The 25,807-nt window shown below is 57.9% G+C and carries 26 protein-coding genes and 9 pseudogenes; 19 read left to right on the top strand and 16 right to left on the bottom strand.

What is annotated here, in order from left to right; all coding sequences use genetic code 11:
- Window positions 1-562: 562 nt before the first annotated feature.
- Complete coding sequence (locus MF410_RS26985; RefSeq protein WP_131711641.1) at window positions 563-835, bottom strand: transport-associated protein; 273 nt, start codon at window positions 833-835, stop codon at window positions 563-565.
- Between the two features lie 254 nt (window positions 836-1,089).
- Between MF410_RS26985 and MF410_RS26990 the strand changes: the two are divergent.
- Window positions 1,090-1,364 (top strand): annotated as a pseudogene (locus tag MF410_RS26990) (DUF982 domain-containing protein).
- 74 nt (window positions 1,365-1,438) lie between these two features.
- On the opposite strand, the gene MF410_RS26995 reads toward MF410_RS26990, so the two are convergent.
- On the bottom strand, window positions 1,439-1,822 hold the full coding sequence (locus tag MF410_RS26995; protein WP_131711642.1) for a response regulator: 384 nt from the start codon (window positions 1,820-1,822) through the stop codon (window positions 1,439-1,441).
- A 560-nt stretch (window positions 1,823-2,382) separates the two neighbouring features.
- Here MF410_RS26995 and MF410_RS27000 point away from each other — a divergent pair.
- From MF410_RS27000 to MF410_RS27015, 3 genes are all read left to right on the top strand, one after another.
- On the top strand, window positions 2,383-2,535 hold the full coding sequence (locus MF410_RS27000; protein WP_165503962.1) for a hypothetical protein: 153 nt from the start codon (window positions 2,383-2,385) through the stop codon (window positions 2,533-2,535).
- A gap of 33 nt (window positions 2,536-2,568) precedes the next feature.
- On the top strand, window positions 2,569-2,751 hold the full coding sequence (locus tag MF410_RS27005) for a DUF2934 domain-containing protein (protein WP_131711643.1): 183 nt from the start codon (window positions 2,569-2,571) through the stop codon (window positions 2,749-2,751).
- Window positions 2,752-3,373: 622 nt separating this feature from the next.
- Window positions 3,374-3,622: a hypothetical protein gene (locus MF410_RS27015; RefSeq protein ID WP_131711644.1), complete on the top strand. Its 249-nt coding sequence runs from the start codon at window positions 3,374-3,376 to the stop codon at window positions 3,620-3,622.
- A gap of 462 nt (window positions 3,623-4,084) precedes the next feature.
- Here MF410_RS27015 and MF410_RS27020 read toward each other — a convergent pair whose 3' ends face one another.
- Window positions 4,085-4,705 (bottom strand): DUF1003 domain-containing protein, encoded by a 621-nt coding sequence (locus MF410_RS27020; RefSeq protein WP_239620683.1) that lies wholly within the window; start codon window positions 4,703-4,705, stop codon window positions 4,085-4,087.
- 74 nt (window positions 4,706-4,779) lie between these two features.
- Window positions 4,780-4,953: a hypothetical protein gene (locus MF410_RS27025; protein ID WP_222135185.1), complete on the bottom strand. Its 174-nt coding sequence runs from the start codon at window positions 4,951-4,953 to the stop codon at window positions 4,780-4,782.
- Between the two features lie 594 nt (window positions 4,954-5,547).
- Between MF410_RS27025 and MF410_RS27030 the strand changes: the two genes are divergently transcribed.
- Window positions 5,548-5,763, top strand: a complete 216-nt coding sequence (locus MF410_RS27030; protein WP_222135184.1) for a hypothetical protein — start codon at window positions 5,548-5,550, stop codon at window positions 5,761-5,763.
- A gap of 1,338 nt (window positions 5,764-7,101) precedes the next feature.
- Here MF410_RS27030 and MF410_RS27035 read toward each other — a convergent pair.
- Window positions 7,102-7,452: a HupE/UreJ family protein gene (locus MF410_RS27035; protein WP_239620721.1), complete on the bottom strand. Its 351-nt coding sequence runs from the start codon at window positions 7,450-7,452 to the stop codon at window positions 7,102-7,104.
- A pseudogene (locus MF410_RS27040) lies at window positions 7,429-7,683 on the bottom strand (glycosyltransferase family A protein); the annotation flags it as partial. The gene MF410_RS27035 and the pseudogene MF410_RS27040, both read right to left, overlap by 24 nt.
- Before the next feature lie 307 nt (window positions 7,684-7,990).
- Between MF410_RS27040 and MF410_RS27045 the strand changes: the two are divergent.
- The 3 genes and pseudogenes from MF410_RS27045 (at window position 7,991) to MF410_RS36665 (ending at window position 10,173) form a co-directional block, all read left to right on the top strand.
- The gene (locus MF410_RS27045; RefSeq protein ID WP_239620685.1) at window positions 7,991-8,884 is read left to right on the top strand and encodes a CHASE4 domain-containing protein; all 894 of its coding nucleotides are present in this window, start codon (window positions 7,991-7,993) and stop codon (window positions 8,882-8,884) included.
- A pseudogene (locus tag MF410_RS27050) lies at window positions 8,841-9,722 on the top strand (diguanylate cyclase); the annotation flags it as partial. The gene MF410_RS27045 and the pseudogene MF410_RS27050, both read left to right, overlap by 44 nt.
- Before the next feature lie 106 nt (window positions 9,723-9,828).
- Window positions 9,829-10,173, top strand: coding sequence for an EAL domain-containing protein (locus MF410_RS36665; RefSeq protein ID WP_275593039.1), 345 nt, complete (start codon window positions 9,829-9,831; stop codon window positions 10,171-10,173).
- A gap of 18 nt (window positions 10,174-10,191) precedes the next feature.
- Here the strand turns inward: MF410_RS36665 and MF410_RS27055 are convergent.
- Window positions 10,192-10,473 (bottom strand): annotated as a pseudogene (locus MF410_RS27055) (DUF982 domain-containing protein).
- 252 nt (window positions 10,474-10,725) lie between these two features.
- On the opposite strand from MF410_RS27055, the gene MF410_RS27060 reads away from it, so the two are divergent.
- The 4 genes and pseudogenes from MF410_RS27060 to MF410_RS27075 all read left to right on the top strand — a co-directional run bounded on the left by MF410_RS27060 (window position 10,726) and on the right by MF410_RS27075 (window position 12,626).
- The gene (locus MF410_RS27060) at window positions 10,726-10,998 is read left to right on the top strand and encodes a BON domain-containing protein (RefSeq protein ID WP_131711646.1); all 273 of its coding nucleotides are present in this window, start codon (window positions 10,726-10,728) and stop codon (window positions 10,996-10,998) included.
- Between the two features lie 131 nt (window positions 10,999-11,129).
- The gene (locus MF410_RS27065; RefSeq protein ID WP_131711647.1) at window positions 11,130-11,525 is read left to right on the top strand and encodes a DUF1236 domain-containing protein; all 396 of its coding nucleotides are present in this window, start codon (window positions 11,130-11,132) and stop codon (window positions 11,523-11,525) included.
- Between the two features lie 91 nt (window positions 11,526-11,616).
- Window positions 11,617-12,422: pseudogene (locus MF410_RS27070) on the top strand (DUF1236 domain-containing protein).
- 51 nt (window positions 12,423-12,473) lie between these two features.
- Complete coding sequence (locus MF410_RS27075) at window positions 12,474-12,626, top strand: hypothetical protein (protein ID WP_165503963.1); 153 nt, start codon at window positions 12,474-12,476, stop codon at window positions 12,624-12,626.
- Between the two features lie 115 nt (window positions 12,627-12,741).
- Here MF410_RS27075 and MF410_RS27080 read toward each other — a convergent pair.
- Together MF410_RS27080 and MF410_RS36670 are read right to left on the bottom strand one after the other, a co-directional pair.
- Window positions 12,742-12,879, bottom strand: a pseudogene (locus MF410_RS27080) (DUF899 domain-containing protein); the annotation flags it as partial.
- On the bottom strand, window positions 12,822-13,292 hold the full coding sequence (locus MF410_RS36670; protein ID WP_343228891.1) for a DUF2934 domain-containing protein: 471 nt from the start codon (window positions 13,290-13,292) through the stop codon (window positions 12,822-12,824). The pseudogene MF410_RS27080 and the gene MF410_RS36670, both read right to left, overlap by 58 nt.
- A 996-nt stretch (window positions 13,293-14,288) precedes the next feature.
- Here MF410_RS36670 and MF410_RS27085 point away from each other — a divergent pair.
- Together MF410_RS27085 and MF410_RS27090 are read left to right on the top strand one after the other, a co-directional pair.
- Entirely contained in the window at window positions 14,289-14,621 is a 333-nt protein-coding gene (locus MF410_RS27085) for a hypothetical protein (RefSeq protein WP_239620688.1), read from the top strand.
- Between the two features lie 1,361 nt (window positions 14,622-15,982).
- Complete coding sequence (locus MF410_RS27090; protein WP_131711691.1) at window positions 15,983-16,282, top strand: hypothetical protein; 300 nt, start codon at window positions 15,983-15,985, stop codon at window positions 16,280-16,282.
- Between the two features lie 34 nt (window positions 16,283-16,316).
- On the opposite strand, the pseudogene MF410_RS27095 reads toward MF410_RS27090, so the two are convergent.
- Window positions 16,317-16,430 (bottom strand): annotated as a pseudogene (locus MF410_RS27095) (ATP-dependent DNA ligase); the annotation flags it as partial.
- 191 nt (window positions 16,431-16,621) lie between these two features.
- Here MF410_RS27095 and MF410_RS27100 point away from each other — a divergent pair.
- Window positions 16,622-17,196, top strand: a pseudogene (locus MF410_RS27100) (cysteine hydrolase).
- A 38-nt stretch (window positions 17,197-17,234) separates the two neighbouring features.
- Window positions 17,235-17,633, top strand: a complete 399-nt coding sequence (locus tag MF410_RS27105) for a low affinity iron permease family protein (RefSeq protein ID WP_131711650.1) — start codon at window positions 17,235-17,237, stop codon at window positions 17,631-17,633.
- A gap of 893 nt (window positions 17,634-18,526) precedes the next feature.
- Here MF410_RS27105 and MF410_RS27110 read toward each other — a convergent pair.
- Window positions 18,527-18,970, bottom strand: a complete 444-nt coding sequence (locus MF410_RS27110) for a hypothetical protein (protein ID WP_131711651.1) — start codon at window positions 18,968-18,970, stop codon at window positions 18,527-18,529.
- Between the two features lie 604 nt (window positions 18,971-19,574).
- Between MF410_RS27110 and MF410_RS27115 the strand changes: the two genes are divergently transcribed.
- Window positions 19,575-19,778 carry a hypothetical protein gene (locus MF410_RS27115; protein ID WP_222135181.1) on the top strand — a complete coding sequence of 68 codons (204 nt, stop codon included), beginning with the start codon at window positions 19,575-19,577 and terminating at the stop codon, window positions 19,776-19,778.
- 875 nt (window positions 19,779-20,653) lie between these two features.
- Here MF410_RS27115 and MF410_RS27120 read toward each other — a convergent pair.
- The gene (locus MF410_RS27120; protein WP_239620691.1) at window positions 20,654-20,938 is read right to left on the bottom strand and encodes a hypothetical protein; all 285 of its coding nucleotides are present in this window, start codon (window positions 20,936-20,938) and stop codon (window positions 20,654-20,656) included.
- A gap of 115 nt (window positions 20,939-21,053) precedes the next feature.
- Between MF410_RS27120 and MF410_RS27125 the strand changes: the two genes are divergently transcribed.
- A complete protein-coding gene (locus tag MF410_RS27125; protein ID WP_222135180.1) occupies window positions 21,054-21,587 on the top strand; it encodes a sigma-70 family RNA polymerase sigma factor in 534 nt (177 codons plus the stop codon).
- 364 nt (window positions 21,588-21,951) lie between these two features.
- Here the strand turns inward: MF410_RS27125 and MF410_RS27130 are convergent, their stop codons facing one another.
- The 3 genes and pseudogenes from MF410_RS27130 to MF410_RS27140 form a co-directional block, all read right to left on the bottom strand.
- Complete coding sequence (locus tag MF410_RS27130; RefSeq protein WP_239620692.1) at window positions 21,952-22,725, bottom strand: Crp/Fnr family transcriptional regulator; 774 nt, start codon at window positions 22,723-22,725, stop codon at window positions 21,952-21,954.
- Window positions 22,726-22,941: 216 nt separating this feature from the next.
- Window positions 22,942-23,153: pseudogene (locus tag MF410_RS27135) on the bottom strand (NADH-quinone oxidoreductase subunit D); the annotation flags it as partial.
- 45 nt (window positions 23,154-23,198) lie between these two features.
- The gene (locus MF410_RS27140) at window positions 23,199-23,570 is read right to left on the bottom strand and encodes a hypothetical protein (protein ID WP_131711654.1); all 372 of its coding nucleotides are present in this window, start codon (window positions 23,568-23,570) and stop codon (window positions 23,199-23,201) included.
- Between the two features lie 1,213 nt (window positions 23,571-24,783).
- On the opposite strand from MF410_RS27140, the gene MF410_RS27150 reads away from it, so the two are divergent.
- Complete coding sequence (locus MF410_RS27150; protein WP_222149072.1) at window positions 24,784-25,281, top strand: sigma-70 family RNA polymerase sigma factor; 498 nt, start codon at window positions 24,784-24,786, stop codon at window positions 25,279-25,281.
- 1 nt (window position 25,282) lies between these two features.
- Here the strand turns inward: MF410_RS27150 and MF410_RS27155 are convergent, their stop codons facing one another.
- Window positions 25,283-25,696 carry a response regulator gene (locus tag MF410_RS27155; RefSeq protein ID WP_131711657.1) on the bottom strand — a complete coding sequence of 138 codons (414 nt, stop codon included), beginning with the start codon at window positions 25,694-25,696 and terminating at the stop codon, window positions 25,283-25,285.
- Window positions 25,697-25,807: the final 111 nt, after the last annotated feature.

The raw sequence follows: 25,807 nt of genomic DNA on the forward strand, positions 1-25,807 counted from the left end.
AGCTGGCATCGGTCTGTTGTGAAAAGCGGCAGCTTTCGGGAATCCACGAACTAGCTCCGAATGACAAAATGGTCGGTTCCAGCCGCGCGGAACTCCGACCGCTGCGCGATCCATCAATCCCCGGTGGGCATGACGCGTGAAATCCCTATGTAGCTAATCTGCTCCGTTGCTACTCAGACCCCTTATCGTCTTAGCCGGAGTCAATAACACGTATTAGGCAATTGCTTTTTAAGACGTTACTGATGCGATGGTGGCATGACAAAGCCGCCGAAACACACCGAAACCAAAACCGCTCCAGCAGGATACAGACAAGCCGGTACGTTCCCGGCCTCGCAAAGCGCGAGATCCTGCGCAGTCGAGTCTGCCCCTCGAGCGCCCCCCGCGATGGGACGGGACGAGGACAGCACATGCATCTTCAGAAACCAATCCAGGACACGATCATGAGAAATCGCGGTTGGTTCCGCTGGACGGCGAAACAGTCAAAAAGAAGAACTGTTCCAGAGCTCGGACCTCGTGCCGAGGACTACATCGGACCTTAGTCTTAGCCGTGAATGCCGCTGGACTACTGCATGGGGAAACGGCTCAGCATCCGGTCCTGGATGTTCTCCTGGCCGACGATCATCACCGCAAGCGAGATGACTTTCTCGCGGTCGGCGGCGTTTGTTATGTAGCCTTCAAGCAGGACCACGGGGCCGAGCATCCTGATCTCGATGGCGCTGCTGTCGCTATCGCGATCAGCGGAAACCGCCGCCTCGATCGTCGCGATGGTCGAGGACGAACTATGGCCTTGGGAGCAGCGCTCCTCATGGCTGGCGTTGTCCAAGCCGAATTTCATGTCGTCCACCCGTTCCGACCCTCCACGGAGCTTCATGTTCCCTCAAGCCTGATATGAGAAGCAGGTCTTGGGGGCGCAAGTCGGACCTAGGCCCGTCTTCCCCTCGGCGCTATCTGGCTTAAATTCTTGCTCATACTTCTAGAAAGGACACCAGGGAGGTTTAGCGATGTTGCTGTATCCAGTCAGAACCTCCCTGGTGAAGCGTCGCTGATCCATGTCCGGCGTCGCTTCTTACGAATGAGGAGCGGCTATTCTTGCGAACGGTCGGTATAATGGATTGGCATAGAAGCGAAGATTTCGCGCCTCTTATGCTTGTAATGAGCGGTCGGGAAAAGCATAGGCTGATCCGATCACTCCGTGAGGTTGCCGAGGCTCTTGTCGCCGCATGGCTGACCGACGATGGCAAGGAATACATCGCAGCGGTAAGAACATGTCTCAATGCCATTCAGGGTAACATCCCGGCACAGGACCGCACTCCTTCGCGCTGCGCAGGGAAGCCGGAATTCCCGTGATTGCAGTCGTTCACTAACGGAACGCCTAGCCGGCTGCCGGCGCCAGTGTTGGCCGCAGGAGCTCTTCAATTCGGCACGGCACCTCAAGCTTTCAGTGGAAGGTGGGCCGGCTCGCGACGCGATACGCTCCTGGACGAGCGTTCTTGGCTGCCATCCACAACGCGTCCACTATTCTTTCGGGGCTCGCCGGTTTGGTGACGACAGCTCGGCCCTCCAGGTTCTCGATGAGACCGGGTTTCACGGCGAAATACACCGCCCCAAGTCCGAACCCGGAAAAGAGGGCGCGGGCAATCGACGGCCCGGTGATACCATCCCCCAGCCTGACGTCGATGATGGCGATGTCTGCTTCGAAGCCGAGTTCCAGAGCCTCCGACATATTCCCCGCGATGCCGGTGACTTCGAATCCCGCGTCGATCGCTACGTCCTTAATCACCAGAGCGATCCCCGGTTCGTCTTCGACGATTAGCAGGCGCATGTTTCGTCTCCAGGGCGGCTACAAAATCGGTGCGGCGCTCTCTGGCGTCGCCAATCGAAAAACACTCCCCGCCACAAGCGGTTCCACGTGCAGGACCTGAGTTCTCAAGCATCCCCGACTAAGGTCCGAGATCAATTATGCCTCACCGAGATCGCGCGCCCGCGCTTGCCCGCGATCCGCATGAACGGTGCCCGAGGACCAGATCTTGATGCTGGGCCTTCCAGTTCTTCGCCAAAGTGCCGGACTGACATATCCCCTTCCACGAAAGAAGAGGGTCTACGCCTGACCAAAGTCCGTATGCGCCGCAAAACAAAGAACCCGCACCGCGGGGCAAATTTCAGGATGAACGTGAGAAGGGGGTCGCTGTGTTCAGCGTTCTCCACGTCCGCACCCCAACTTGCTCGCCGTGATAAGGTTCCAAAAATATATAATAAGTATTCCTCTTAATTTGCCGTCTGATGGTTTGACTTCTGTCCACTTAAGGCGCGCTGTGTCTCTCGTATTACGGGCCAAAGATACGTCTTAATACAAGCCTAATGCCCAGGAAAGAGGATGATTAGATGCTGATTACCTCCGCAAGTCGCTTCCAGTCGGAAAAAATTATTCGCGCCGTCTGCGACTACCCCCTCAAGTCCTTTGCGATGAAGACAGCGGCATTGGCAGGAATGGCAGTCTCAATAGCCATAGTCATCCACATGCTTATCGGCGCCTAAGACGCGCTTCGCCATATCCAAGGAGACACGACTATGCAATTCAACGATGAAGAGCAGCTACGCCGTCACGCATACGCAATTTGGGAACGTCAAGGTTGCCCCGAGGGGAAGGACGCCGAGATCTGGGATCTGGCCGTGAAGGAGATGGACGGCCAGCAAGCTCCGCAATCTCGGAATGCGCCTTCTTCCGCCCAACTGGACCATCAGACACATTAGAGGATCGCGGCCATAACGATCCACGGCGATCCGGCGCACCAGTCGTTTCGACGCTTCGGACTCCATCTCATGGCTAGGCCCTCCTGAAACAGCGTCTTACCGACTTCTTCACCATTTGATCGGTAGATGTTGACGAGCGGCCGGTGCGTTTGTCTCTTGTCCACCGCGCCGCTCCCCTGAACCCGCAAGCCTTTCTGCCCAGCCGCTGCTCGGTGGCGTCGAAACGCCGATCTGCAGCTGGCCGCGCCGTCGAGATCCCGCACGATTACAGCATGTCGAAGGCCGCGATAACGATGCTGTCAAAGGTAGTCCCGGCGTCGAACTGGCTCGCGACGATATCGGTCAGACCTCCTCGAGGCCGACGCCACCTAGATTTGGTAGTCCAACAGGCACGTAGAAATAAAGGGGTGGAGCACGGTCCGGGCGACATACCGGAACGCGGTGATCCGGATGGTGCTCGCTGGCTTGTTGGGTAGGTTGTAAAGGCACGACTTGCGTGGTGAATTTCTGCCGCTTGTTAACTTCGCGACTGCCAAACGGTGATGCATGCAGCCGAACTGGAAGTATTTCGTCGCAATTCCCGTTTCAGGCTCTACCTCTACCTTCAGAAGGAGCATTGAACGTGAAAAATCTGAGAGAGTTTGCTTCAAGCACGAATGGTGATCAGTGGTTTCTTGGCGTCGACGCTGCCACCAACAGAGAGGTAGTCGTTCACCGCGGCAATCCCTCGTCAGGTGGCAATGAAACTACGATTCCGGTGAATTCATTTTTGAATCAGCGCCCGTTTGGCCCGGAGCATCGGGCTTTGGACTCGTTGCTTGCAGAGCGAAGAGCATCCGGGAGCGAAGAAACCCCTGCCAAACTGGTCTAAGCCGTTGGCAAGAATGACATCAAAAGCCCCGCCTTCTCTGGTGAAGTCGAGGAAGGCTTCTCGACAGCAAATAGCTGCCTCAGAGCCAAATTTGCACGTCAGAACACAGACACCGCACGGTAGCGCCCATGATCTTCGTTGGCTCGATCCGTTGGACACAGATAGCGTGCCGCGCACGGCGGTCAGATCGTTTGCCGCCCAGAAAGCAGCTCGATCGACAGGCGGAAGAAGATCGGCCCGTCCAGAGGCTCAACCGAGCTCCTCGGTGTGGAAACTGGCCAGGGGGTTTGCCCGAAGCCGATCTATCTTCAGGCCAGGCATGGAAACATAAACAGCCTGCGTTCTTCATATGCGTGGTGAATCGGAACGATATAGGGATATTGTTCGCTGCATGCCACGGCGAAAAGTGTGTTGGCAATGAATTCGAGGCAGTCATCATCGCTCATCTCCCGCAGTTGCTTGCTAGCCTCCGATGCCTGATACGCTCACTCCTTGCTGATCCGGCCGGCCGAGCATCAATTTCGTCAGAAGTGCGATCTGCTCCTGCTGCTGGGCGACGAGCGATTTCAGTTCAGTATTTCTAAGCTCGTCGAGCTTGTCATGCAGCGCCATAATTTCGATCTCAGCCTTCAAATTGACCTCGTAGTCGTGCGCGGCATCCACCCGGTCTTTGGCGGCATGCCTATTTTGGCTCATCATGATGACCGGCGCCTGCACAGCTGCCAGCATAGAAAGGATGAGATTGAGGAATATGAAGGGATAGGGATCAAAGGCGCGCGTTGCGGCCAACAGATTGCCGGCAACCCAAACCGCAAGGACGATCCCGAAAAGGATGATGAAGGTCCAAGAACCGCCGAATTCCGCCACCTTGTCGGCCAGCCGCTGCGACGATGTCAGCTTTGAATCGAATGACTGATTGGAATCGTGGGCAATCGCGTGCCGGGAGATCAGGCGCCGGAAGACTGCCCGTTCCCGCTCGGTTAAGAGCTCGAAGGGTTTGCCGAGATACCTGTTCGCGCCGGATTCAATGGATGCGTCGCCAATCTCAGCACCAGCTACTTCAGTATCATTTCCGGTCGACATGATAGTCTCCCGCCGGATACACCGGCCGCCTTAGCGACCCCACGAAGTCGCCCATCAAATTTAACATCTCGATATCATTGCGCATTCACATCAAAGAAGTCTTCCACCTGCTTCAGCCGGTACATGGCCCGCCTCTTGCGATCATAGAGCCTGCCCAGCAACGCACACTCCACAGCTAACGGTCCGCCGAGGACGCGGAGCCTGCTCAAGGTTATTTCCTGCCTGTTGACCCGCTGCTCTGCCTTCATGGCGCGGTGCCTTGCAAACCTCAGGTCCTTTTTCTTGTATCGCGGTGATTGCATCGTTCTCGCCAATCGTTGTCGTCATCGCGCTTGGCCGATGAACGTGTCTGCGCTCTTGCGGGACATGTGGCCGCAGGTAAAGTCCTAACAACCACCAAGAATAGCACAATTTCCGCTGCCACTCGGAACGAAATAAATTATTCAACGAAGAGCCGCTATCGGTGCACGATTTCATGCAAAGTCAGACTCAATTAAATCCCCTCAGATAGGAGTAGTCCGTCTTGGCAGGTCGTCATCATGATCGCGTAGGCGGGGCAAGTGAGAAGCGGCATGGCGCGTTTCGCCAAGCGCTTTGCGTCAAATTTTCACGGGCCAGGTCCCGATTTTCTTTTCCTTACCCGCGGGCACCCCTCGTGCTCCCATATTGTGCTTTATCCAAGGCAAACTGTGCCAGGCACCCTTCTGGGCCACCGGTCACGGGCGAGAGGCGCGAGGTCTGTCTCGGCTCGTTCGGCTACGACAAACCAGGTCGGCGGCCGCGATGATACGGGGGGCCGCGAAATGAATCCCATTGTCGCCGACTGGGTGATATAGTCTCTCATGACCTATTCCCCGAAGGATTTGGAACTCGCCCGCCGGCAAGTGATTGTCGACCGACAGATGATTTGCGCTCAGCAGGGCCAGATCGACGGAATGCTGGCGCGTGGCGAGCCTGCCGGGCTGGCCAGGGAAAGGCTGCTCAAGTTGACCGAGGACTTGCGCAACCACTGCTTCCATCAGGATCTGATCCAGGCTTCGATCCGATCAGAGCGCTGATCCACCGCCGCGCACGCGGTGACGGTCTGCCGGTCTAATCCTTGTTCACTCGCCGGCTTTGCTCCTCGGCTTCGCGGGTGGTGATCTTCCTGCGGTGATCGGTCCGCGCCTGCTCGAGTTCTCCCATTGTAGGAAGATCCCGGACAGCCAGAACTCTTATCATCGGCCTCAGTTGTTCGGCGCTTTGTGAACCGATGCAGCGGGTTCTTTGCTTCACGCGGGTCCCGAACCGCACGCGCTTCCTCGGGCGGCATGGCGAGGTCCATGCGTGCCGTGACGGCATGGGCGATCAATTCCTTCGCGGAGGGATTGCCGTCCGGACGCGTGCCGTTAGCGCCGAAGTCGTGGCGGTCACTGGCAGTAAGGGGCTTGGCGTTGTTATGTCTCGACATTTGAATGCCTCTTTTTTCATGAAGTCATGAGCTGCCGTTCGCAGGGGATGCGCTATCGCGGCCGGCCTCCTGCTTGCCGAATAGGCTTGCGAAGGTTGTGTATATTTCTGCAAAATCCGATCTTTTGACCTTGCGGTATCATGTATTTCAGGAAAGTAACGCAATAAAAAGGCCACGACGCCTTTATCATGCGGCTGGATTAATTTAATTTTCGCCGATAATATTTCATATTGACCAATAAATCGGAATGAAGCCTATCATTCTAGGATCTCGTCTCGGTTGTGACGCAATTGGGGCGTCGGAGTCTCCTACCTTCGTTTGCCCTGTAGCACTCGTCTGGCGGGGCCTTTAGGACCATCCTCGCTTCTGATTCCGCCGTCACAAAATCGTCGATGGGAGTCACGGGGGGCGGAGTGATGGCGGTAGCCCTTGCGCGCGGATGACGCAGAGCCAGGTGTCGTTGCTGATGGGAAGCATCAGCCGCTGTGCAACCGCGCCGCCGGCCGCCTACTACATGCTCGAGGCGCCAGGTTCGTCTGGCATAGGGCGACAACAGATCGCAAACCTTTAGCGAATATTTACCTGCCGCAGACCACGGCATCATAAGCGACTTCGTGTCTCCACGAGGAACTTGACGCGTTTCCCAGAGAGAGGAAAATCCGCGACTTGGCGGCGCGACTTTGACCCGTTGTTGACATTCTCCTAGATGCCGGACACGCCGTAGCGCCGGCACGTGAAAGCAAGATGCGAATCTTGTCGTCAGTGTGGGTGTTGCGTTCGGCGATGAAGCCTGCCGGTACCAAATCAGAGAGCCGATACCTAGTGTTCATCGTGCTGATTTCTTTGTGAACCGGGGAGCCTCGTTACAACTGCATCAAACTGAATAGAGCGAAACTGCCGTCAAAAACCAGCCCCGGCCATTGGCGACTTGGCGCGCGCTGCGCAGTCATCCAAACCAAGCCACGCGCTGGACGAACCAGAGCGCTGAAAGCGTTCCGATCAGATATGCGAGCCACAACCGCAGGCGTGAGAAGTCGAAGACCAGCAGCAGCCTCATGCTGGCCATTGCCAGGAGCGCGATGGCGACGAACACAAGCTGCCCTCCCTCAACGCCAAGATTAAAGGCCAACAACGCGATCGGGACCTCCTTCTGCGGCAAACCGATCTCGCGCAGCGCACCGCCAAATCCGAAACCATGCAGCAGGCCAAACAGAAAGCTGATCGCCCACGGATAGCGGCGGGAAAGACTGGTCCCGCCTTGACCCGAACGGATGATCTCACGGTTCGGCGTGGACAGGAGGTTGATGCGAGAGTTCCGACATCCCTGTCTGCTCGACGAGTTTTGCCGTGTCGTCCGTGGAACCGTCATTGACGACGATAATCTCCAAGGCGGTGTAGGTCTGGCGCATAGCGGACCGAAGCGTGCGCTCAATATAGTGGAAGCGTTGAAGGCCGGGATGACCACTGAGACCAAAGGCTGGTCAGAAATAAGGGCTCTTCGTCGATCGTCATCTGTAACTGAAATCATTGCAGATCTCTCGCCACGTCAACCAGATGAAGGGACTGCGTTAGTGCTTTCTGCCGTTCTCCTACATTTAGTTCGGAGCGGGCAAAGCCCAGCCGCCGACAATGTCGGAAGATCTCCTTTAAGATGCCTACATTCTAACTTCGTTGTGCGGGCGCAAACGGACTTTGGTCTGAGATAGACCCTCTCCTTTCGTAGGATGGGTAGGTATGTCAGCCGCCGCCGAAAGACAGAAAGGAAGTGCTAACCAATCCCCTTCCGCGTGCTTTAACGATCGCTGTTTTACGGTCTGTGAACATAGAAGGACGTAATGCAGATGAACTGGCAGGCGCGGTCGCAGTGGGTTTTAAAATGGGTTCTCCCGGCAGCCACGTCATTGATCATCGGGTGCGTTCTTTTTGGTACCCTCCAATGGGCCGCAGGGCAGACCGATATGGTTGCGGAGGCTCGCCAGCGGGATCTCGTCAAACTGATCGTCTCGAAGATGCAGGCTAGCGTTGCTCATGATCAGGAAAGCGCGACAGTCTGGGACGACGCTGTTCGAAAAACCGACGCGCGGGATCTGGAATGGCTTCGCTCGAACCTCGGCGAATGGATGCATACCTACTTCGGGCATGACGCGGCCATCGTACTTTCGGCCGACCATGGCCGGATCTACGAGTTCATTGCGCCCTCGGACAACGCTTTGACGCTGGGTGATCTCCGCCTCGCTTATGAGCCGTTGGTGAATGCTTTGCAGAAACGACTTGCTGCTGGCGACGCTGAAGGGGTCACGGACCGGGTTCTCTCGATCGGCGAAAGCGACCTTACATATGTAGGGCGGCGACCGGCGATTGTGAGCGTCAAGCCAATCGTCTCGGACACGGGCGATATCGAGCAACCGCCGGGGCAGCAAAATCTCCATGTCGCTGTAAGGTTCATCGATCGAAGTTTCGTATCCGAGATCGGAGCGGACTACCAGTTTGCCGAAATGCAGTTTTCGGATGACGCTCCTACGGACGCTGAGCACTCATTCGTTCCGTTGAAGTCTCGTGCGGGCGGCGCTATCGGCTACTTCACCTGGCGCTCATTTCGTCCTGGTGCGAACGTGATGGAAGCGACCCTGCCGGCGGTCGGTCTGGCCGCCGTTGCCATCTTCGTCGCGGCAAACATGTTCGGGCGTGCGATATGGAGACGTTCAGCACGTCTTGCCTCGAGTTCGTGAGGAACTCCAGCGACTGGCTTCGCGCGATCCGCTGACTGGCCTTTCCAACCGCGCTCATTTCAGCACCGAACTCGCCGCCCGGCTTGGGGCGGCCTCCCAGAACCAGTGTCACTGCGTGCTGTTCATCGACCTCGACCGGTTCAAAGCGGTCAACGATACTTTCGGGCACCCGACGGGGGACAAGCTCATCTCACTCGTGGCCCATCGCATGAATGAGATCATGCCGGCGGCGCTCATCGGCCGCATCGGGGGTGATGAATTCACCGTCCTGCTCGAAGAAGCCGACGGTCAAGTGGTCGACGCGGCTTGCGCACGGATCGTACAGCGTCTGCGAGATCCTTTCGAGATCGATGGCGCCCACATCGTCGTTGGTGCCAGTGTCGGCGCTGCGCTTGCCGCCGGCCCCGCGGATCCGTCGGAACTCACCCGTCAGGCCGACATAGCTCTCTATCACGCAAAGGCTGCGGGTCGGAATACCTTTGCAATATTCGGAGGCCATATGGACGAACTGCTGCGCAGGCGTCGGAAGCTTGAACACGACCTTCGACTGGCGCTCGAGACGAAGTCCCAGATCGAGACCTTTTATCAGCCAGTATATTCGGCAGAGCACAAGAGCCTGTCATCCATGGAAGCGCTTGCCCGGTGGAGGCATCCTGAAGAAGGTTTCATCGCTCCCGACGTCTTCATCCCCATTGCCGAGGAAATCGGCCTTATCCAGGAAGTCGGCGCTATCGTGCTCGAAGATGCTTGCAGTGTCATGGCCGACCTTCCTTCTATCTCGATGGCAATCAACGCGTCGACGCTGGAACTCTGTTCCGACGGTTATCCCCTTCGTGTCTTGTCCAGATTGGCGAAATGGAACATCGATCCAAAGAGGCTGGAGATAGAAATCACCGAGTTCCTTGGCTTTTGGTGGAGAAGCACACAGCGATCGAAACATTGCTATGCTCCGAAATGCGGGTGTGCGAATCGCCATCGACGACTTCGGAACGGGTTACTCGTCCTTCTCGAGAGTGCAGAATGTCATGATCGACAGGATCAAGATCGACAAGTCGTTCATCGATGCGGTGCAAGGAGACAGCAAGCCGCTCATCGAGGCGATGATCAATATGGCCCGAGCGAAAGGTCTTAAGACCACGGCTGAAGGAGTGGAAACGAACGAACAGAGCGACGCTCTAGTGGCCCTTGGGTGCGACAGCCTCCAAGGTTTCCTAATCTCCCGGCCTCTTGCCCGCGCAGCCATCATCGATTTGTTCAACGGAACTGGGAAGCGAACATTCACCGCTTGAAGCGGGAAGGGCAATCTGTCAGTGGACGACGGCAATCACGGGAATTCCGGCTTCCTCCGCCGCGCGAATGAGCGCGGCACGCGCTGTCTTTGCGGGGATATTGCCTTGAATGGCATCCAGGCAGGTTTTTACGGCCGCAATTTATTCCTTGCCGTCGTCTGTCGGCCAAGCGGCGACGAGGGCCTCGGCAACCTCGCCAAGTGATCGGATCAGCTTATGCTTTTCTTGACCACTCATCACGAGCATCAGAGGGGCGAAATCTTCGCTTCTATGCCAGCTCACTATACCGACCGTTTGCATTGATGGCGGCCCTTTACTCCCGGGAAGCGACGCCCGACATGATCTACAACGCTTCACCAGGGAGGTTCTGACTGGAGACAGCAACATCGCTGAAACCTCCCTGGTGTCCTTTCAACAAGGAAGAGGGAAACCTATGCCACTTACCGTCGGGGGAAGAGGGACTTAGGTCGCACTGGCAACGCCGCCCCCTGCTTCTCATATTAGGTCTGAGGTAACATGACGGTCCGTGGAGGGACGGAACAGGAGGACGATATGAAGTTCGGTTCCGACAACACCAACCATGAAGGGCGCTGCTCCCAAGGCCATAGTTCGGCCTCGACCATCGCGACGATCAAAGCGGCGCTTTCCGCCGATCCGAATATCGACAGCAGTGCCATCGAGATCAGGATGCTCGGTCCGGTGGTCCTGCTCGAAGGCTACATAACAAACGCCGCAGACCGCGAGAAAGCCATCTCGCTTGCGGGGATGATCGTCGGCCACGAGAACGTCCAGGATCGGATGCTGAGCCGGTTCCCCATGCAGTAGCGAGAGGCAATTCAAGAGGCTAGGACCTAGGTCCGGCGCAACCCCGGTACGAAGTCCCGGTACTGGAACACTTCCTCCACTCGACGGTTTCGCTCTGCAGCGGAACCAACCGCATCCAAGGAGGAAAACATATGATTATCAAAGTTGTAGGTATTGCCGCGGGCGTCCTGTTGGCGTCGACAACCGCTTTTGCCCAGCAGTCGACCGTGACAGGCGCCGTTGGTGGCGCTGCAACGGGCGCGATCGTCGGCGGCCCGGTCGGTGCGGCTGTCGGCGGCATTGTTGGCGGCGTGGCAGGGAGCGTCATTGATCCGCCGCCCCAGCAGGTTGTGACCTATGTTCAGCAGGCTCCTGCCCCGACCGAACGCGTCGTGGTGAAGGAGAAGGTCGTCGTCGGCCAGCCCCTGCCGGAGACCGTCGTCGTGACGCCAATTCCCGATGATCCGAAATATGCATATGCGATCGTCAACGATCAGCGTGTGATCGTCGAACCTTCCTCGCGGAAGGTCATCCAGGTCATCCAGTGACCGACGGGCGGCTCCAGCCGCCCCTTCCAAGCATGAGGGTACGTCTGCAATGCACAGAATGTGCGGGCGTCGTGGGCCCAACCACGGAGATATGAAAAGCAACCATTTCGCTGTGCTCGTGGCAGCTCTGTCCCTGAGCGTGTCGCCGCTTGCCACACTCCCGGCCGAAGCCCAGCAGGACACCAAGAGCGGTGGCCAGGCCCAGTCCGGCACGGAGGCCGGCTCGCAGGCGGGCTCAGCAAAGACCAGCACCGACTGCGCCCCCGACGTTTCGGGAGCCTGCCCAGGCAAGGGCCAGTCATCGCAGCAGAAATCCGGTCAGGGCTCGGACATGAAAAAGAGTGCCGAGCAGCCTTCACCCGATGGCGCGACGAGCGGAAGTGCGTCCGGCAAGACTTCGACAGAAACCACGCCTGCATCGAAGGACGCCAGCGGTGGCACCAAGACAGAACAGAAGCCCGACGCCAAGTCCGGCACCACGGATAACAGCGGCTCATCCACCACAGTCACGAAGAGCACTACGGAAAGCGGCGATGCATCCAAGCAGTCCACCGATCAAAATACGACGACCACACACAAAAGTTCGTCCGAAACCACCAACAACACCAATACGGACAACCAGACGAACACCAAGATCAACGTCAGCATCTCGGTCGAGCAGCAGACCGAATTCGAACGGTGGTGAAGGAGGTTCACGTTGCTCCTGTGAAGGAAGTCGACTTCACGGTTTCCGTCTGAACGAAAATCCCGAAGAAGGTCCGGCTGGAACGGCTGCCGACGCGCATTGTGAAGATCGTTCCGCAGTATGAAGGCTACCGCTTCTTCATCCTCGCGGATTGCAGGATCGTGATCGTCGATCCCGATGCTCTCACGATCGTCTACATCATCGAGGCCTAACACACGTTTCCAGGCGGCGTCTTATGCGCCGCCGGGCCGCAGGAGCAATCAATGATCTATCACGAAGATAAGCCGTCCGGCCTCGCGTTTCCCATTATCGTCATCCTGATTGCCATGGTCGCTATCGTCGGCAGCCTGGTCCTGTCATCAGGCCATCCAGCATCGGCTCGGGTCTGGGTTCCTGTTCGTTCGGCTGGCCCCTGATCCCGCGGCGCCCAAAGGCGCACTTCCGATCCCGACTGGGAGCACCTACGATAGGAGCATTCCACAGCAGAAAGGCGTCAGATCGCCTTGACCGCGCTCCGAACCGCGATCGAGTTCAGTATTTGAGCTTGGGATACCAATCCGTGCCGCGGCCGCTGGGCGTCATGTCCAGAAGGTTCCAGAGCGCGGCGATATCTACCGCCCTCCTTGGATCCTGGCCGGGATCCGCCGCTTCGGCCGGCATCTCGGGGCTTCGTCCGCGTTGCCTGCCTCAAGAACTTCGAACACGGCGTCCTCGAGCGCGTCCACCACTGCAAATCTTATCAGAGGTTCGTCATCGACAACGAGGACGCTTCGGACGTGATCAACCACGGCGTTCAGGCCGATGTGCGGATCAGCTTGGCCCCTTGAGTCCCAGTCGTTGACCGCCTGCGACCAGTGCTCGCGGTCCCGTCCGTTCGGGCAACCTTCGCTCTGCCAAATCTCGTGGGCCCGGCGACTTATCCAGTTATGCCGTTCCTGATCCATCTTCCGTCTCCGTCGGAAAGCAGAACTCCGGTAAGACCCCACGGTTCCAGCGCCAAAGGCGGTATCCACAAGCATTACGGACGAGCGGGCGCGGCGGAGCTCGCCCTGTACAACCGACGGAGAGGCCTCTCCGAGCATGACCGACTTCGTGGTAGCCACGCGTCGTCTCCTATGCTCCGCGGCTTTCCCTCCTGATCACACATCGGACAGGACTTGAAGGAGGCCTCGAGACATTCAAGACCTTCCATGAGAAGCAGGACGGCTGCGTCAAGGTGGTCATTCGACCGAACGGCTGAGACTCGAAGCGGTACGGCGGAGCGACCCTCCGCCGGGCCTTGAAGAAGGCAGAAGCATCTCTAAATCTCCTCGAACTCCCAGGAGACAAGACATGCCAACCAGTCAGCGCGACAAGGATTTCCGCATGCTTTCGGAGGCGGTCCAAGCTTGGTATCGCTTCTACTGAGTCGATCCTACAAGCGGGCATCGCAAACGCTCTGTACAGCCGCCCTCGAAAGCCAGCCATGCGAGCACGGTTGGCGGGCATGGTGTCATCTCCGCAGATCGATCGTAGGATTTCGCCATCAGAGATGCGTTCGCTGATAACATCGCCGAGCCGATGTAGAGGGCGCGCGCACCGACAGTGGCGGTGTCGCTCGGCGTAACCGGCGCAGCCCGGGAGGCCGGAGCAATTGAAGGGCCTATTAGGGTTTTCCTTGTGAGAGACGCGCAGTCAACTCCAGGTATCTTGCAACCGACGGGAACTTTTCTAGATCACGGCGGGACAGCTAACCTTGGGGGAATGAGATGAGGCTGGTGCCATTCCACTACGCGGGCCACAACAATCCAATCGTCTTCATCAATCCGGAGCACGTAGTCGCCGTTAGGGCTTTCACCAGCAGCACACACATCTATGTCAGCGTGCTGGGGAAAGACGCCTCGCCGAGCTACTATCCAGTGAGAGAGACGATTGAGGAAGTCGTTAAACTGCTAACGGCTTAGCATGCCGAGCGGCCCGGAACTTCTATACTTCATCGATGTTTTATGGGCATGAAGGATTTGCGCGACCTCGGCTACCGCGGCGGTTACGACACCGTCCGGTGCTATGCCCGAACCTAGGCGAAGGAGCACGGCTCGGTGACGGCGGAAGCCTATGGCGAAAGAGTACCGGAACCACGTCACTCACCGTATCTAATGCCAATCGTAGAGGGCAAAGCCCCTGCCACCCCCTGCATCATCCTCAACAAGGCGGCTGCGGAGGTTCTGTCTTTGCAGGTGCTGGACGAAGACGAATTCACCGTCCTTTTCACAAAACGGATTTGGGAACTGTCGGCTGAGAAAAGCTTGCCGTTTGGCAAGAAACCCTCCGAATATGCACAAGCCGTTGCGCGGGCTTACTGGCTATCGCTCCATGCAGAAGGCTTGAGCCCTGAAGAGTGTGCCGACGAGGACGCCTCGTATTGGCCCTGAAGCACTTTTATCGTCCGTAAGCTGCCGATCTGCGCCCCTAGGATCTCAAGCATCTTTCCGCAGGGGGAAGTAATCATCCGAAAGCGTAAAGGAACCTAACGGACCGTCTATCGTTATGGCATCGGGACCGCGCGCGAGAGTCCTGCGCCCGCAAGCCTCTCTACATCGCCCGCCCCCGCGCGGTCTCGTCCTTTCCCTCGTTCGCACAATTGTCCCGTTTCGGCGGGGGTATTTTTGTTGCGATAAAAACCTGCGGCGCGGGGACATCCGGCGATGAATCAACCAACGTCGGCGGCTTTCCCGAACATCGCGCTTTGGCTATGTGCCGCGCGGCGACGGATGCGTGATCCCGGATCACCTCCGGTTCCGGCGGAAAACGTTAATGTACTGTAGCTGACGAAGGGCTGTTGACCCTAGTCGACCAGAGGCCGACATAAGTGCCGATGAGCAAGGTGGAGACTTCTTCGGCCGTTTTGTAACCCTCCTGATGGAATGATAACGACAAAACCCCTATCTACCACATCCAGAACCATCGTGGCGAGCGCGTGGGGTGCAGCCAGCCACGCTGCCCTTCTTCCATTCATGTCGGACCCGCTGACCGATAGCACTGCTGCTCTTTACGGGGTTACGGACGCAGGAACAGCCGCAATATCACAATGCCGATTTCATGGCCGCCAACGGTGATTGGGATGGGCGTCATGGACGTTCCTGCACTGGCTGGACTGATTTTATGATTTTCGGCGCTGTTTAGGACAGCTGGCCTTACAGATGCTGACGAACCAGGTGCGAAAAGCAGTGCCGGCGGTTGATGCCCGGTGGTGTTGTCAATTGGTGATGGCCCTTGGAACTATCCGTCGCACCAGTTATTCCGATGCCTCGGGCTCCAGGTGCGCGAAGCCCTCCCGAAGCAGCTTCTTTCCGATCTCTTCGCTATTCGTTCGACAGATGTTGACCAACGGCGGGAGCGTTTGTGTCTTGTCCACCGCGCCGGTCATTACAAACGCAATCCTTTTCAGCCAGTAGCTCTCGTAGCGGTCCTTGGCGAGCAGCGCCAGCTCGTTCCTTCAGGCACCTGTAAAAAAAGCCCCGCCTTCGACGGGGCTAGTTACGGGCTGCGGTGGGCCGCACATTAAAGTGTAGGATTGGCTGCCGTAACAAATCTCTGCACGGCCCGACTACTTACGATCGGCAGAGCCAATGGTTCCCCATGGCGAAAGATTTTTTCTCAGCCTTTTGGGCAGGCCATGTAATATCTGCTGGCGGATGAATCGCACGTGGAGGTCGAATTATCTCGATCCGCCGATCTTGGTGGCACGATCGCACAACCCGGAACCTTCCTGTGCTCTGCCAGTTTTGGGGGCATGCCCTATTTGGTCGAAATCCTGCTTCCTGTTGCGCATGGCCGGCGGAGCCGGACGAACCTTGACCTTGTCCGCGACGAACTCACGGCGGAGTTCGGAGGGGTAACCCTGCAGATCAACTCTCCCGCAGAGGGTCTGTGGGAGGACGGTGGGGACGTCGAGCGCGACCGTATTGTCATGGCCGAAGTGATGATTGACGATATCGACTACTCCTGGTGGTCCTCTTACCGCGGGAAACTGGAGGCTCGCTTCCGCCAAGAGAAGATCGTTATCCGCGCAACCTCGATCGAGCGCCTCTGAATTTCGGAACCATTGGGAATCGCGGTCGTTAGCTCCGCCCGGAGCTATAGGGCGCATCCCGCCTTTTTGCGATGATGCCTTCTAACCCGTGCTCATAGGCGCTTGCCAGCAGTTGATCGCCGTCGCCATCGATCTCCTCCGAGAGCCGGCGTTTAGGTCGTTCGGCAAATTGGTCAAGAACTGGAAGCGCAATCGACGCCTCGGATCGTCGATGCGCGACGAGTGCAATTCGCTTTAAACACGCTTATCGCCGGTCGTGATCGTGAAAGGTCCCACTTCGTCTTCGTCCGTGGCTGGAACCCGGAGGGGCCCCACAGGTTTCTGCCAAAGGAGGCTTTCATGGAAGGCGGCTGGATCCACTTGTGCGTCGACATGCAGCGAATGTTCGCGGAGGATACGCCGTGGCAGGTCGGCTGGATGGAGAGGGTTTCTCCCGCGGTTGTCGAACTCGCCACATGCTACCCGGAGAGGACGATCACGCGGTTCGTACCGCCGCCGCATCGGACGGCGGCACGTGGCATGTGGCGTGCCTACTACGAGAAATGGTGGATGATGACAGGCGAGCATCTTCACGCCGAGCTCGTCGACATCCTGCCAGAACTGCGCCGGCTCGTTCCGCCCGCTCGGGTCTTCGACAAACCCACCTATTCGCCGTGGGTAGACGGAAGACTGGACGCTCATCTGCGGATTGATAGCATCCAAACGCTCATCGTGACCGGGGGCGAAACCGATGTCTGCGTCACAGCCGCGATCTTCGGCGCCATCGATCACGGCTATCGGGTTATCCTCCTCAAGGACGCCGTTTGCAGCGGCGCCGACGAGACACACGACGCATCGCTGAAGCTGCTCGGAGACCCTTTTCGGTTCAGTTGGAGATCATGGAGACCGTCGCGTTTCTAACTAGCGTTCGTTAAGCGGCTTAGTGCCTCTCATGAGCTAACAGGAGTTCACCATGTCTGACGTTTTTTCAAAATTCGCGACGTCCATTGCGGGCCTGTCGGGCAAGCCCGGCGCTTTTGTGCTCGCCGTGACCCTTGTTCTCGTCTGGGCGATCTCCGGGCCGTTCTTCGGCTACTCCGAAACCTGGCAGCTCGTAATCAACACGTCAACGACCATCATCACGTTTCTGATGGTCTTCGTCCTGCAGAACTCGCAGAATCGAGATGGCAAGGCTTTGCAGGCCAAGCTCGACGAGCTCATTCTGACGTCGCAGGCTCAGAACAAGTTCGTTGGGATCGAAAAGCTCGATGAGGAATCCTTGCGCGAGATGAGCAGGACACTCGCCGAAAAAGCGGAGTGCGTCGAGGACGTCGCGGACGAAAAGGCAGAGCGCGGCCAAGCATCGGTCTGACGCTCTCATGCGCCGCGAGCGCTCCCCGGGCGGCCCACCGGGCGCATGGCTTTGAAAGCCGAACGCCCCCCGTGTCCGAGGAAACACCGCCTGCGAACATTAGCTCTTCGGCGTCGATCGCGATCGTGGCATTGGCGCGAGGGGGCCAGAGTTCGGCGGGTAGCGCTGGCGTCCAAGTGTCTTTAGAATTCCAACCTGAATCTACATCAGCCTAAAATTATCATCCGACGTTGTCGGGACAAAAACGCGACTTGTTTGCGCCTTGAGTGCTGACAGCGACGTACAAGATCTAAAAGTCGCTGATCGTGGCTGGCCCGCAAGCTGCTGGTGGCCTTATGGAAGTATGTCAGCGCCGGCGTTGTCATCGAGGGGCGGCCATGAAATCCGACTAACCGATGCCAGCTTACCTGCAAGCTCTTTCAATTCCCAGGGCCGGATCAGCCTGACGGATCGAGGTGAACAGACCGTGGGTAGTCACGGCTTTATCAGCCGGAAACAACATTGGTCCTGTTCTCCTGCAACAAGCGGGTCGTGGTGCAGCCGCCGGAGCGGCGACCGTATGTGAGGTTGTACAGCTCGCAGGTTGGACCGGTAAAGTATCGGGCTCAGACTTGGATCCGAAATAGGAACGCCAACATGCCACCTTGAGCCATTGACGCCAGACTTCTCATGTGGGGAAGACCCGACCGCCTCCATTTCACGGCCGGTACGGCCGGGCAGGTGAGGCGAGGGGCCACCGGTACCACTCAAGCGGAACGGCTTGCCGGGGGCAGTCGGTCCCGCGTTCCGCTCGGTGCGAGCGGCGCTCCGCTAACCCTCCTGCGGCTGCCCTTTTAACCGGTCAAGCCGTGCGCGAACTGGCGCCGGCGCAGACGCGCCTTTGCCTGGTATGCTCATTGTTTGGAGGAGGGGCTTGCCGTGGCGGGCACGGCGACATCGGAAGGATGCGCCCCGGCCAGCCGCAACTCATGTGGATCGCCGCGCCCTACCGTCGCAACAGGAGGAACGCATCCGCCGTCAGGTACCGGTTCGGTGTATCGAACGCCGAGGATCGTGACCCCCGCCGAATAGACGTATGATTTTCCGACGCAGTGTGCAGCTCGTCCGGCACGCCCGGAAAACAGCCGGATCTCCAGCGCGATCCTGCGCGCAGCATCGGCGTCGCCCCCGACGGTATTCAGTTCCAAGACGAGGTCCTGATCACCTGCGCGTACGGCGGCAATCTGATCCAGAAAACTCGTGACTGCCTTCTCGTCAATAGGCCCGTTAATCGAGGCATTGGGCTCGAAGAGAAGTTGGTCGACATCGCCCTCCCGCGCGTCTTCCGCATCGGTCATCACGCAATCCATTCAGATGTGTAAACGCCTCCAACCGGCTACACCCGAAGAGTTCCCGCCGGAGAGAAGGCCCGTTTGCAAGATCCCTAGGCCGCCTCCTGAGCGAAATCGTGGTTAGAGAAATAGTCTTGCTCCTCGCACCACTCCGATGGACCGTGTGCACCATCTCTTATGCGTCTGTCACGGATGATGGTTCCGATGGCATCTTTTGCCACGCGATCGGTAAAACCTCCAACCGGCCCAGTAGACCACGATGCCGGAAATTCGGGTCTCGCTAGGTTCTGCGCACCAGTCGCGCTTGGCAACCCTGAACAAAACCTTGTCGTGGTCTGTCACTCCTTACTGCAGAAACCGGCGTCGCCAGCGACCGGAAAGGCTCTCGTCGGGCGAAGCCAGGGGTTCTCAATTGAATATAAACACGCCCCACCCGACAACAGTGCTACCGCCGAAATCGCAAAACTCATCTTTCCTATCCACCTGATCCCGGCTAACCGCCGCACGTCGGGTTCCGACCGCTGGTGGATTGTCTCCGACCGTACCGTCACCTGCAGCAGGGAACCCCCCAATGGTGACCAGGGTTTGGCACAGAGACATGGAGGTTATCATGGACGGATCGTATTGGGCGATGCTCCTCGGCACGCTGGCGCTCGCATCGTGGATGGCGGCCGGCCTGTTTGCCGTGATTGGAACCCGCCAGGAGATTAGGAGGGGCGGCGCGAGTCGCGGAAGCGAATTGATGTCGCTCGCGCTGGCCTGTGTTGGCGTCATCCTGGCGATCATCATGACCGCCGGAATGGTGCTTTCGTGAAAAATGCTGACCATGGGCGTGTGGATACCCGCATCGATCAAAAATACTTATGATTTGGACGCTTTCGAGCCGGATGCCATGCGGATTGCGATGAGCAGCGTGCGGCTTGTGGTTGGTACCCTTCCTCCTGACGATCGACGACGAGATGCGCCAATCGTTTCACTGCTTCGGGCTCCACGACCAAAGCCTACTGCCTTATTAGGGCTTTCAATTCATCACCGCAGATGATGATATACCGATGGTCTTCGGCCCGGATCAAAATCTCGATCGCCCGAAGTTCGTCCGCGTGCTCCCCTGCGTACTCAATAGCTTTTTGGAGAGAACAAAACGTCTTATTTGGCGTCCGCGCTAACCAGCTATGCACCGTGCTGGGCGCTGTTGCATACATTGAAAGCTTGTCGGTCATAGTTGTGCCGTCTAGTCTTAAATCAACTCCACCGAGATCATACGCCAAATCACTTTCGATACGATCTGAAAAGCCGGAGCTGGTTACTGCTAGGTTGCCGGTCGGATGAGAGATCTAGCGCGGTCCGGTGTAGCGTATATGCGGGTGAAGTCGGATGGCGATCGTATAGCCATGGATCAAGGTGGGCTTGAAGTGCTCGCGCGCGAGGGCGCGGCAGAGCGAGCGCCCGGGTCGCGACGGCGATCCTGGAGGGCGAAGTGTGGTGCCAATGAGCAATGCCGACGGGCCAGCCTTTAGGCGGGGGCACCTCGACCTTGCCAAAGCTAGCGAGGCCGACGTTTGACCGAACCTGACCCCGAGGCGGCGATATACCGGGACCAATCGAGAAAGGTCCCCTTCGCTTGACCATTCGCGTAAACTTCAGCCGTCGCCGACCAAGGTCCAGTTCCTCCACGACGTGCAGCCTCAATTAGTGCCAGCCACAAGGAATCTCGCTGCGCCATCTCGCGAAAGTGCTTCCGACAGTACCGGACTTCCAGGAGGAACGCCAACGACTTCCAGGTGTGCCAGCCTCCTCCCAGGCGTCGCGTCCGCCGGTCTCCTCGGCGACAGACAAAATATTGGCCATCCCTAGGATCATCAACCGTCTCGTCTCTCTCTTCGTGATCAGAAGTTTTGGCGCCTCGGGCGTTTCGCCGAAACATAATGCGCCATACTGCTGAGCGGACTTCTGATCGACGACAATCTCGCTCATTGTGTCTGCTACCGGGCCCGAGAGGCGGCTGGATCGGCTAGACGCTTTCCGTGCGATATCGTACGGCAACGAAAAGGATGTCGGGAGCTTTCTTTTTCAATTCAGGAAAGAAAAGATGACAACCTTGTCTATACAGCGCGCCGCGCCCAAAAATGGAACCTCTGCCGACCAAACAGTCGAATTGGAGATCGTTCAACTCACACCCAAGCTGCGCACCTTCGCCCGAAGGTTCCTGCGCAGTGACGACGACATCGATGATCTGGTGCAGGAAACCTTGCTGAAAGCGTTGGCTTCGCTTCACCGCTATGAGCCTGGCACCTCCTTAAAATCCTGGCTGTTCACCATCCTCCGAAACACGTTCTGCACCAATTATCGCAGGCGGAAACGTGAGCCGGTCGGAATGAACGCGGCTATCGAACAGCTTTCGGTAGCGCCGTCCCAGGAGTGGGCGATCCGGGAACGCGAGCTGCAACAGGCGTTGACGCTTCTATCCGACGACTTGCGCCGAGCCCTGATCTTGGTCGCTGCGGGAACGAGTTACGAAGATGTTGCCCGGATGTGTGGATGCCAGTTAGGCACGGTGAAAAGCCGCGTCAGCCGTGCTCGTCAGTCGCTGGCCCTATTGCTAGGAAACCAGTTCAACGAATGAACATGCTTTTGTCTGACCCCGCCTGCCAATGTGGTCTCATGGGCGACGACCCGGATGTTCGATGAAGCCGCCTTCCCGCGCCGATGGTCGCCAAGGGCTCACCATTCCGACATGGTAGGCGGATGGAGCGGCGGACGCGGATTCGGTGAAAATACCCCCGAGGAAACCTGGGCCATGCATTTCGTCTCCCTATCCCGTTCAGGCCGCACCTGCTGCGCCTCAATGCGCGGACTGCCGCGCGTTGGTTCTAAACGCCGTTCAGAATAACCAAGACGAATTGGTGGTCGCCTTGCCCACGCATGGACCCCCATTGTCCGCCGCTACTGTACCCGATGGAGCGGTCCCGGCAGATCTCCTCTCAACCTCACGAGCCGGGCAACAAGCAGAACGTTGCGGTTGTGGGATCTGCCAAAGTTGTCGATTTCCTCAAGGGTCCGAGCAGCCGCTCATATTCCTCCTCGGCCTTGCCGTACGCATCGGCTGCGAACTCTTCAAGGCCGGCGCGATCCCTGACAATGACCAGGCCCCGGACGGAGCGAATGAAATGGTTGCCCTCAAGCACATGCAAGGCCGTCGTGACACTCGGCCGCCTTACCGCCAGCATCACGGCAATGAACTCGTGTGTCAGGGCGAGCTTGTCGCCGTCAATTCGGTCGTGGCACATCAAAATCCAACGCGCCAGTCTTTCGTCGACCTCATGGACCGCGTTGGAAAGCGCGGTAAATCCTGCTTGCGTTGCAAGTACGTGCGCACTCTTGTTGAGCAGGCTGGCGAAGACCGGCTGCGTTTTCATCAGGTTCAGCAACTTTCCTTGTGACAGCCGATATGCAAAGCCCGGCACCTGAACCGCGACGTCATTGATGCTGAGGCCCGCACCGACCGCCGCCGCGGTGGGGCCAAATCCGTCGCGGCCGAACAATCCGCACTCCACACGATTCGCCTCGGGCGAAATATTGATGACCGAACCCACTCCTGAGCACGGAAAGTAGGCATGTTCGATTGGCGCATCAGCCTGGACGATAATAAAACCACGAGGAGTTTCGCAGGGTTCAAGATGAGAGGCGACAGCGGCATACTCCTCAGGCGGCAAAAGGGCCAGCAGACGGTTTTCCTTAGGTTGCATCCCGATTTCTGGCAATCTGCACCCTCCACCGCTGGCCACCTAGCGCGGCTCGCCATGCGCAACTCGTACCTCCCCCTCTTGGTTCCCGCGTCAGGCCGCTGTGCCATACTTGCCGAACTGCAGCGACCGCCTTTGGGTTACCGTGATATGGCGCTCGCCAGATGGTGCGGCTTGTACTCTCCCTCGCTCAGGTTGGTTGCCCGCAGCACAGCATGTCGCCTCCGACCACCGCCGACACATGAAGTCCATCGCCTGCTGGCGCGTAAAACCCGGTGCGCGAATCTTACAGCGATAGGCGAATTCGTGCCGTCTGCAACGAGATAGACGCCGAATTCGCGTTTCGGGGCTTCCACCGCCGCATAGGTCTCTCCGGCTGGGACGTGAAAGCCTTCGGTATAGAGTTTGAAGTGATGGATCAGCGCTTCCATGGACCGCTTCATCTTGGAAAAACTGCGAGCAGACGAGCCAGCCCCACGAAAGCGGACAAATCAGTGATAAGAGGGGGAGACCGGCCCGAACAACGATGCGACAATGTCGGTCAGGTCGGAAGCAGCTCCGCTAAGGACAAAGCCGCCAGGCAGCGCTTGCGACCGCTGATCGCGGGCAAAGATGAAAGGAATTTCCCGTGTCTCCAGCCAGGCGTTCATCCAAAGCATGGCCTCGTCGGGGATTGCAATGTCGATGACAACGGCATCGAATATCTGCTCCTCCTTCAAGCGCTCCATCGCGTTAGAAACCATGATTGGCCCGACCACTGCTGCGTTAAGCGCAGCAAGCGCTTCTCTCGCGTCGTTGGAGAGGAAGTCAGCCTCGCCGATGATTAGGATCGTCTTGCCGGCGATCTGGCTGAGCAAATTCATGACGGACGTCTAATTTATCCGGTTTGATGGTGCCGATGCTTTAGCGATTCAGGCGGGCGGTCGGCCTACGCAGTGGGTACCATGTTCAAGCACCCTACGCGAGTGCATTTTCCCGTCGACACCGATCAGGTTAGTTCGCCCTTCCACTGATCGCCGTCTTTCTCTCGTCCGTACGCTTTCCGACCAGTGGTTGATACCGGAAAAACGCGGATTAGGATCGGCTAATATAAGGGAGGAATGCACGATCCAGCATACCGAAAACACCGAACCGGCGCTCCTGCCGGATGACCTGGCGACGTTGACCGCTGTCTTGGAGAGATGGTGCGTTGAAAAATCGTGCGAGATCGCCAGCCCGGTGGCAGAGCACGTTGCCAGGGAGCTGGTCTCGTGGTTCGATGCGGCATCCGCGACAAGCAAAGCCTCGCCGGTCTTAGGCGGCATGCACATCTGGATATGGAAAACCTGAAGATCTCGACGGAGGCGCCTTCCGCCAATTCGGGGCGGCTCTCAAGATCAGCCAGTTGGCGCGCGGGGAAGGATAGAAGCGTCAGGATCGGTTCGACGGCGCCGCCCGAACTTCCCAGACATCAACCTGTCGAGAGAGCGATCCGGCATCCGGAAAGCCTGCAAATCACACCGATGGCGCGTCAACGCTCAGCATCAGTGCCCGCTGGATACGCTCTGCCAGGCCTCACTTTCCCGGCAGATCCTTTTCCGTTGTGGCAGCCGCCGGAAGTCTGTTCTGCGATCCCTCCCTATCGGAACCGCGAAGAGGGGCCGTTGGCGCGCTGGCGACATAGAGGCCAAGTCCCAGTGCGCCGAGGGCCACAACGACGGCACCAGCGAGCGCCACGACCGACCGTCGACCATCCTGCTTGATCATTCCAAAAGCGAGCGCAACCCCAAGAAGTGCTGCTCCTCCCCCACTACAAAAAACCAAAGATAATTCATTGTGGTGCTCCCAGTGTAGCACCGAACTTTGAATGACCGGCAAGGTTCCCAGCGTCCAACCTCCTAAAGCGGTGATTAACATTCTGACGATGTCGCGCGCCGACGGTATCGCATTTTGGGTTACTTCGGACCGGGCTGAACGGTGGATTCATTTCATCGTCAAACCAGAGAGTGTAGCGGCGCGACTGCAGATCCACAGAATAATACTACCGAGTGGAACGTAACAGCCCAGGCGAAGTTCAGTCAGCAGAGGAGAACCCCAATGCTCACCAATGATGGTCCAGGTTTTACGGACGTGGAACTACTTGATAATCTGCCCGCTCTGAGAACTTTCGCCAGACGCTTCCACAATTCGGCGAGCGATATTGATGATCTTGTTCAGGAAACGCTCGCCAAAGCTATCGCCCATTCCGGCGATTTCAGGCGTGGCACCCGGCTGCGCTCGTGGCTGTTCACCATCATGCGTAATACCTTCTGCAGCAAATTTAAAATATCGAAACGAGAACAGGTCGGTGCGATCGAAGATTCCGCCGGTTGGGCTTCGCGGCCGCCGTCGCAAGTCTGGGAGGTGCGCGGGCACGAGCTGGAGGTCGCATTGTCTGCCTTGCCGGACAATTACCGAACCGTCGTCGACTTGGTGTTCATTCAAGGTGTGAGTTACGAAGCCGCTGCGGACCGATGCGGCGTTCCAATCGGAACAATCAAGAGCCGGGTCAACCGAGCCCGTCATCATCTGACGAAGGTCCTCGACGGCGAGTGAGCTAGTGGGACCCGGTGATCCTCTGACTGAACAAAGCTTCCGCTATCTTTTCCAGTTCGGTTGGCTTCTCGCACAATATGAAGCCTGCGAACTTTGCGGGGATGACGGAGCGGTCGAAGGCTGTGGCGAATACAAATGGGATATCCCGGCGCTCAAGCTCCTCGGCGACCGGAAATACGAACTCGCCGTCGAGGTGGACATCGAGAATTGCCACGTCGATTTCCTCATTGTCGACAAGATCCAGGGCTGCGGTCACACCGGCAGCCGGCCCGATAACAGTTGCACCGGCTTTCTCAAGCTTCCGCCGCGCCTCGTCTGCCAGGAAATATTCGTCTTCGACGATCAGTATGCGCTTTCCTGCGAAGAACTCGATGGCTGAATTTTGCAAAACCTCGCTCCCCTTGACGGCCGGCATGTAGAATATGTCCGCAGCAAAGGGAACATCGTGCGGCTCTTGATCCGATTGGAACCAACCAACATGCCGAAGCGGCAAATGTTCCCGGCGCCTTAAAGAGTGCTCGACGTG

Source organism: Rhizobium sp. C104 (assembly GCF_022354505.1).
Taxonomy (GTDB): domain Bacteria; phylum Pseudomonadota; class Alphaproteobacteria; order Rhizobiales; family Rhizobiaceae; genus Rhizobium; species Rhizobium redzepovicii.

Coding starts and splice junctions, on each gene's coding strand:
- MF410_RS26985 (WP_131711641.1), bottom strand. CDS start 835: ATGAAATTCGGCTTGGACAACGCCAGCCATGAGGAGCGCTGCTCCCAA.
- MF410_RS26995 (WP_131711642.1), bottom strand. CDS start 1,822: ATGCGCCTGCTAATCGTCGAAGACGAACCGGGGATCGCTCTGGTGATT.
- MF410_RS27000 (WP_165503962.1), top strand. CDS start 2,383: ATGCTGATTACCTCCGCAAGTCGCTTCCAGTCGGAAAAAATTATTCGC.
- MF410_RS27005 (WP_131711643.1), top strand. CDS start 2,569: ATGCAATTCAACGATGAAGAGCAGCTACGCCGTCACGCATACGCAATT.
- MF410_RS27020 (WP_239620683.1), bottom strand. CDS start 4,705: ATGTCGACCGGAAATGATACTGAAGTAGCTGGTGCTGAGATTGGCGAC.
- MF410_RS27025 (WP_222135185.1), bottom strand. CDS start 4,953: ATGAAGGCAGAGCAGCGGGTCAACAGGCAGGAAATAACCTTGAGCAGG.
- MF410_RS27030 (WP_222135184.1), top strand. CDS start 5,548: ATGACCTATTCCCCGAAGGATTTGGAACTCGCCCGCCGGCAAGTGATT.
- MF410_RS27045 (WP_239620685.1), top strand. CDS start 7,991: ATGCAGATGAACTGGCAGGCGCGGTCGCAGTGGGTTTTAAAATGGGTT.
- MF410_RS36665 (WP_275593039.1), top strand. CDS start 9,829: ATGCTCCGAAATGCGGGTGTGCGAATCGCCATCGACGACTTCGGAACG.
- MF410_RS27060 (WP_131711646.1), top strand. CDS start 10,726: ATGAAGTTCGGTTCCGACAACACCAACCATGAAGGGCGCTGCTCCCAA.
- MF410_RS27065 (WP_131711647.1), top strand. CDS start 11,130: ATGATTATCAAAGTTGTAGGTATTGCCGCGGGCGTCCTGTTGGCGTCG.
- MF410_RS27075 (WP_165503963.1), top strand. CDS start 12,474: ATGATCTATCACGAAGATAAGCCGTCCGGCCTCGCGTTTCCCATTATC.
- MF410_RS36670 (WP_343228891.1), bottom strand. CDS start 13,292: ATGCTCGGAGAGGCCTCTCCGTCGGTTGTACAGGGCGAGCTCCGCCGC.
- MF410_RS27090 (WP_131711691.1), top strand. CDS start 15,983: ATGCCCTATTTGGTCGAAATCCTGCTTCCTGTTGCGCATGGCCGGCGG.
- MF410_RS27105 (WP_131711650.1), top strand. CDS start 17,235: ATGTCTGACGTTTTTTCAAAATTCGCGACGTCCATTGCGGGCCTGTCG.
- MF410_RS27110 (WP_131711651.1), bottom strand. CDS start 18,970: ATGACCGATGCGGAAGACGCGCGGGAGGGCGATGTCGACCAACTTCTC.
- MF410_RS27115 (WP_222135181.1), top strand. CDS start 19,575: ATGGACGGATCGTATTGGGCGATGCTCCTCGGCACGCTGGCGCTCGCA.
- MF410_RS27120 (WP_239620691.1), bottom strand. CDS start 20,938: ATGAGCGAGATTGTCGTCGATCAGAAGTCCGCTCAGCAGTATGGCGCA.
- MF410_RS27125 (WP_222135180.1), top strand. CDS start 21,054: ATGACAACCTTGTCTATACAGCGCGCCGCGCCCAAAAATGGAACCTCT.
- MF410_RS27140 (WP_131711654.1), bottom strand. CDS start 23,570: ATGAATTTGCTCAGCCAGATCGCCGGCAAGACGATCCTAATCATCGGC.
- MF410_RS27150 (WP_222149072.1), top strand. CDS start 24,784: ATGCTCACCAATGATGGTCCAGGTTTTACGGACGTGGAACTACTTGAT.
- MF410_RS27155 (WP_131711657.1), bottom strand. CDS start 25,696: ATGCCGGCCGTCAAGGGGAGCGAGGTTTTGCAAAATTCAGCCATCGAG.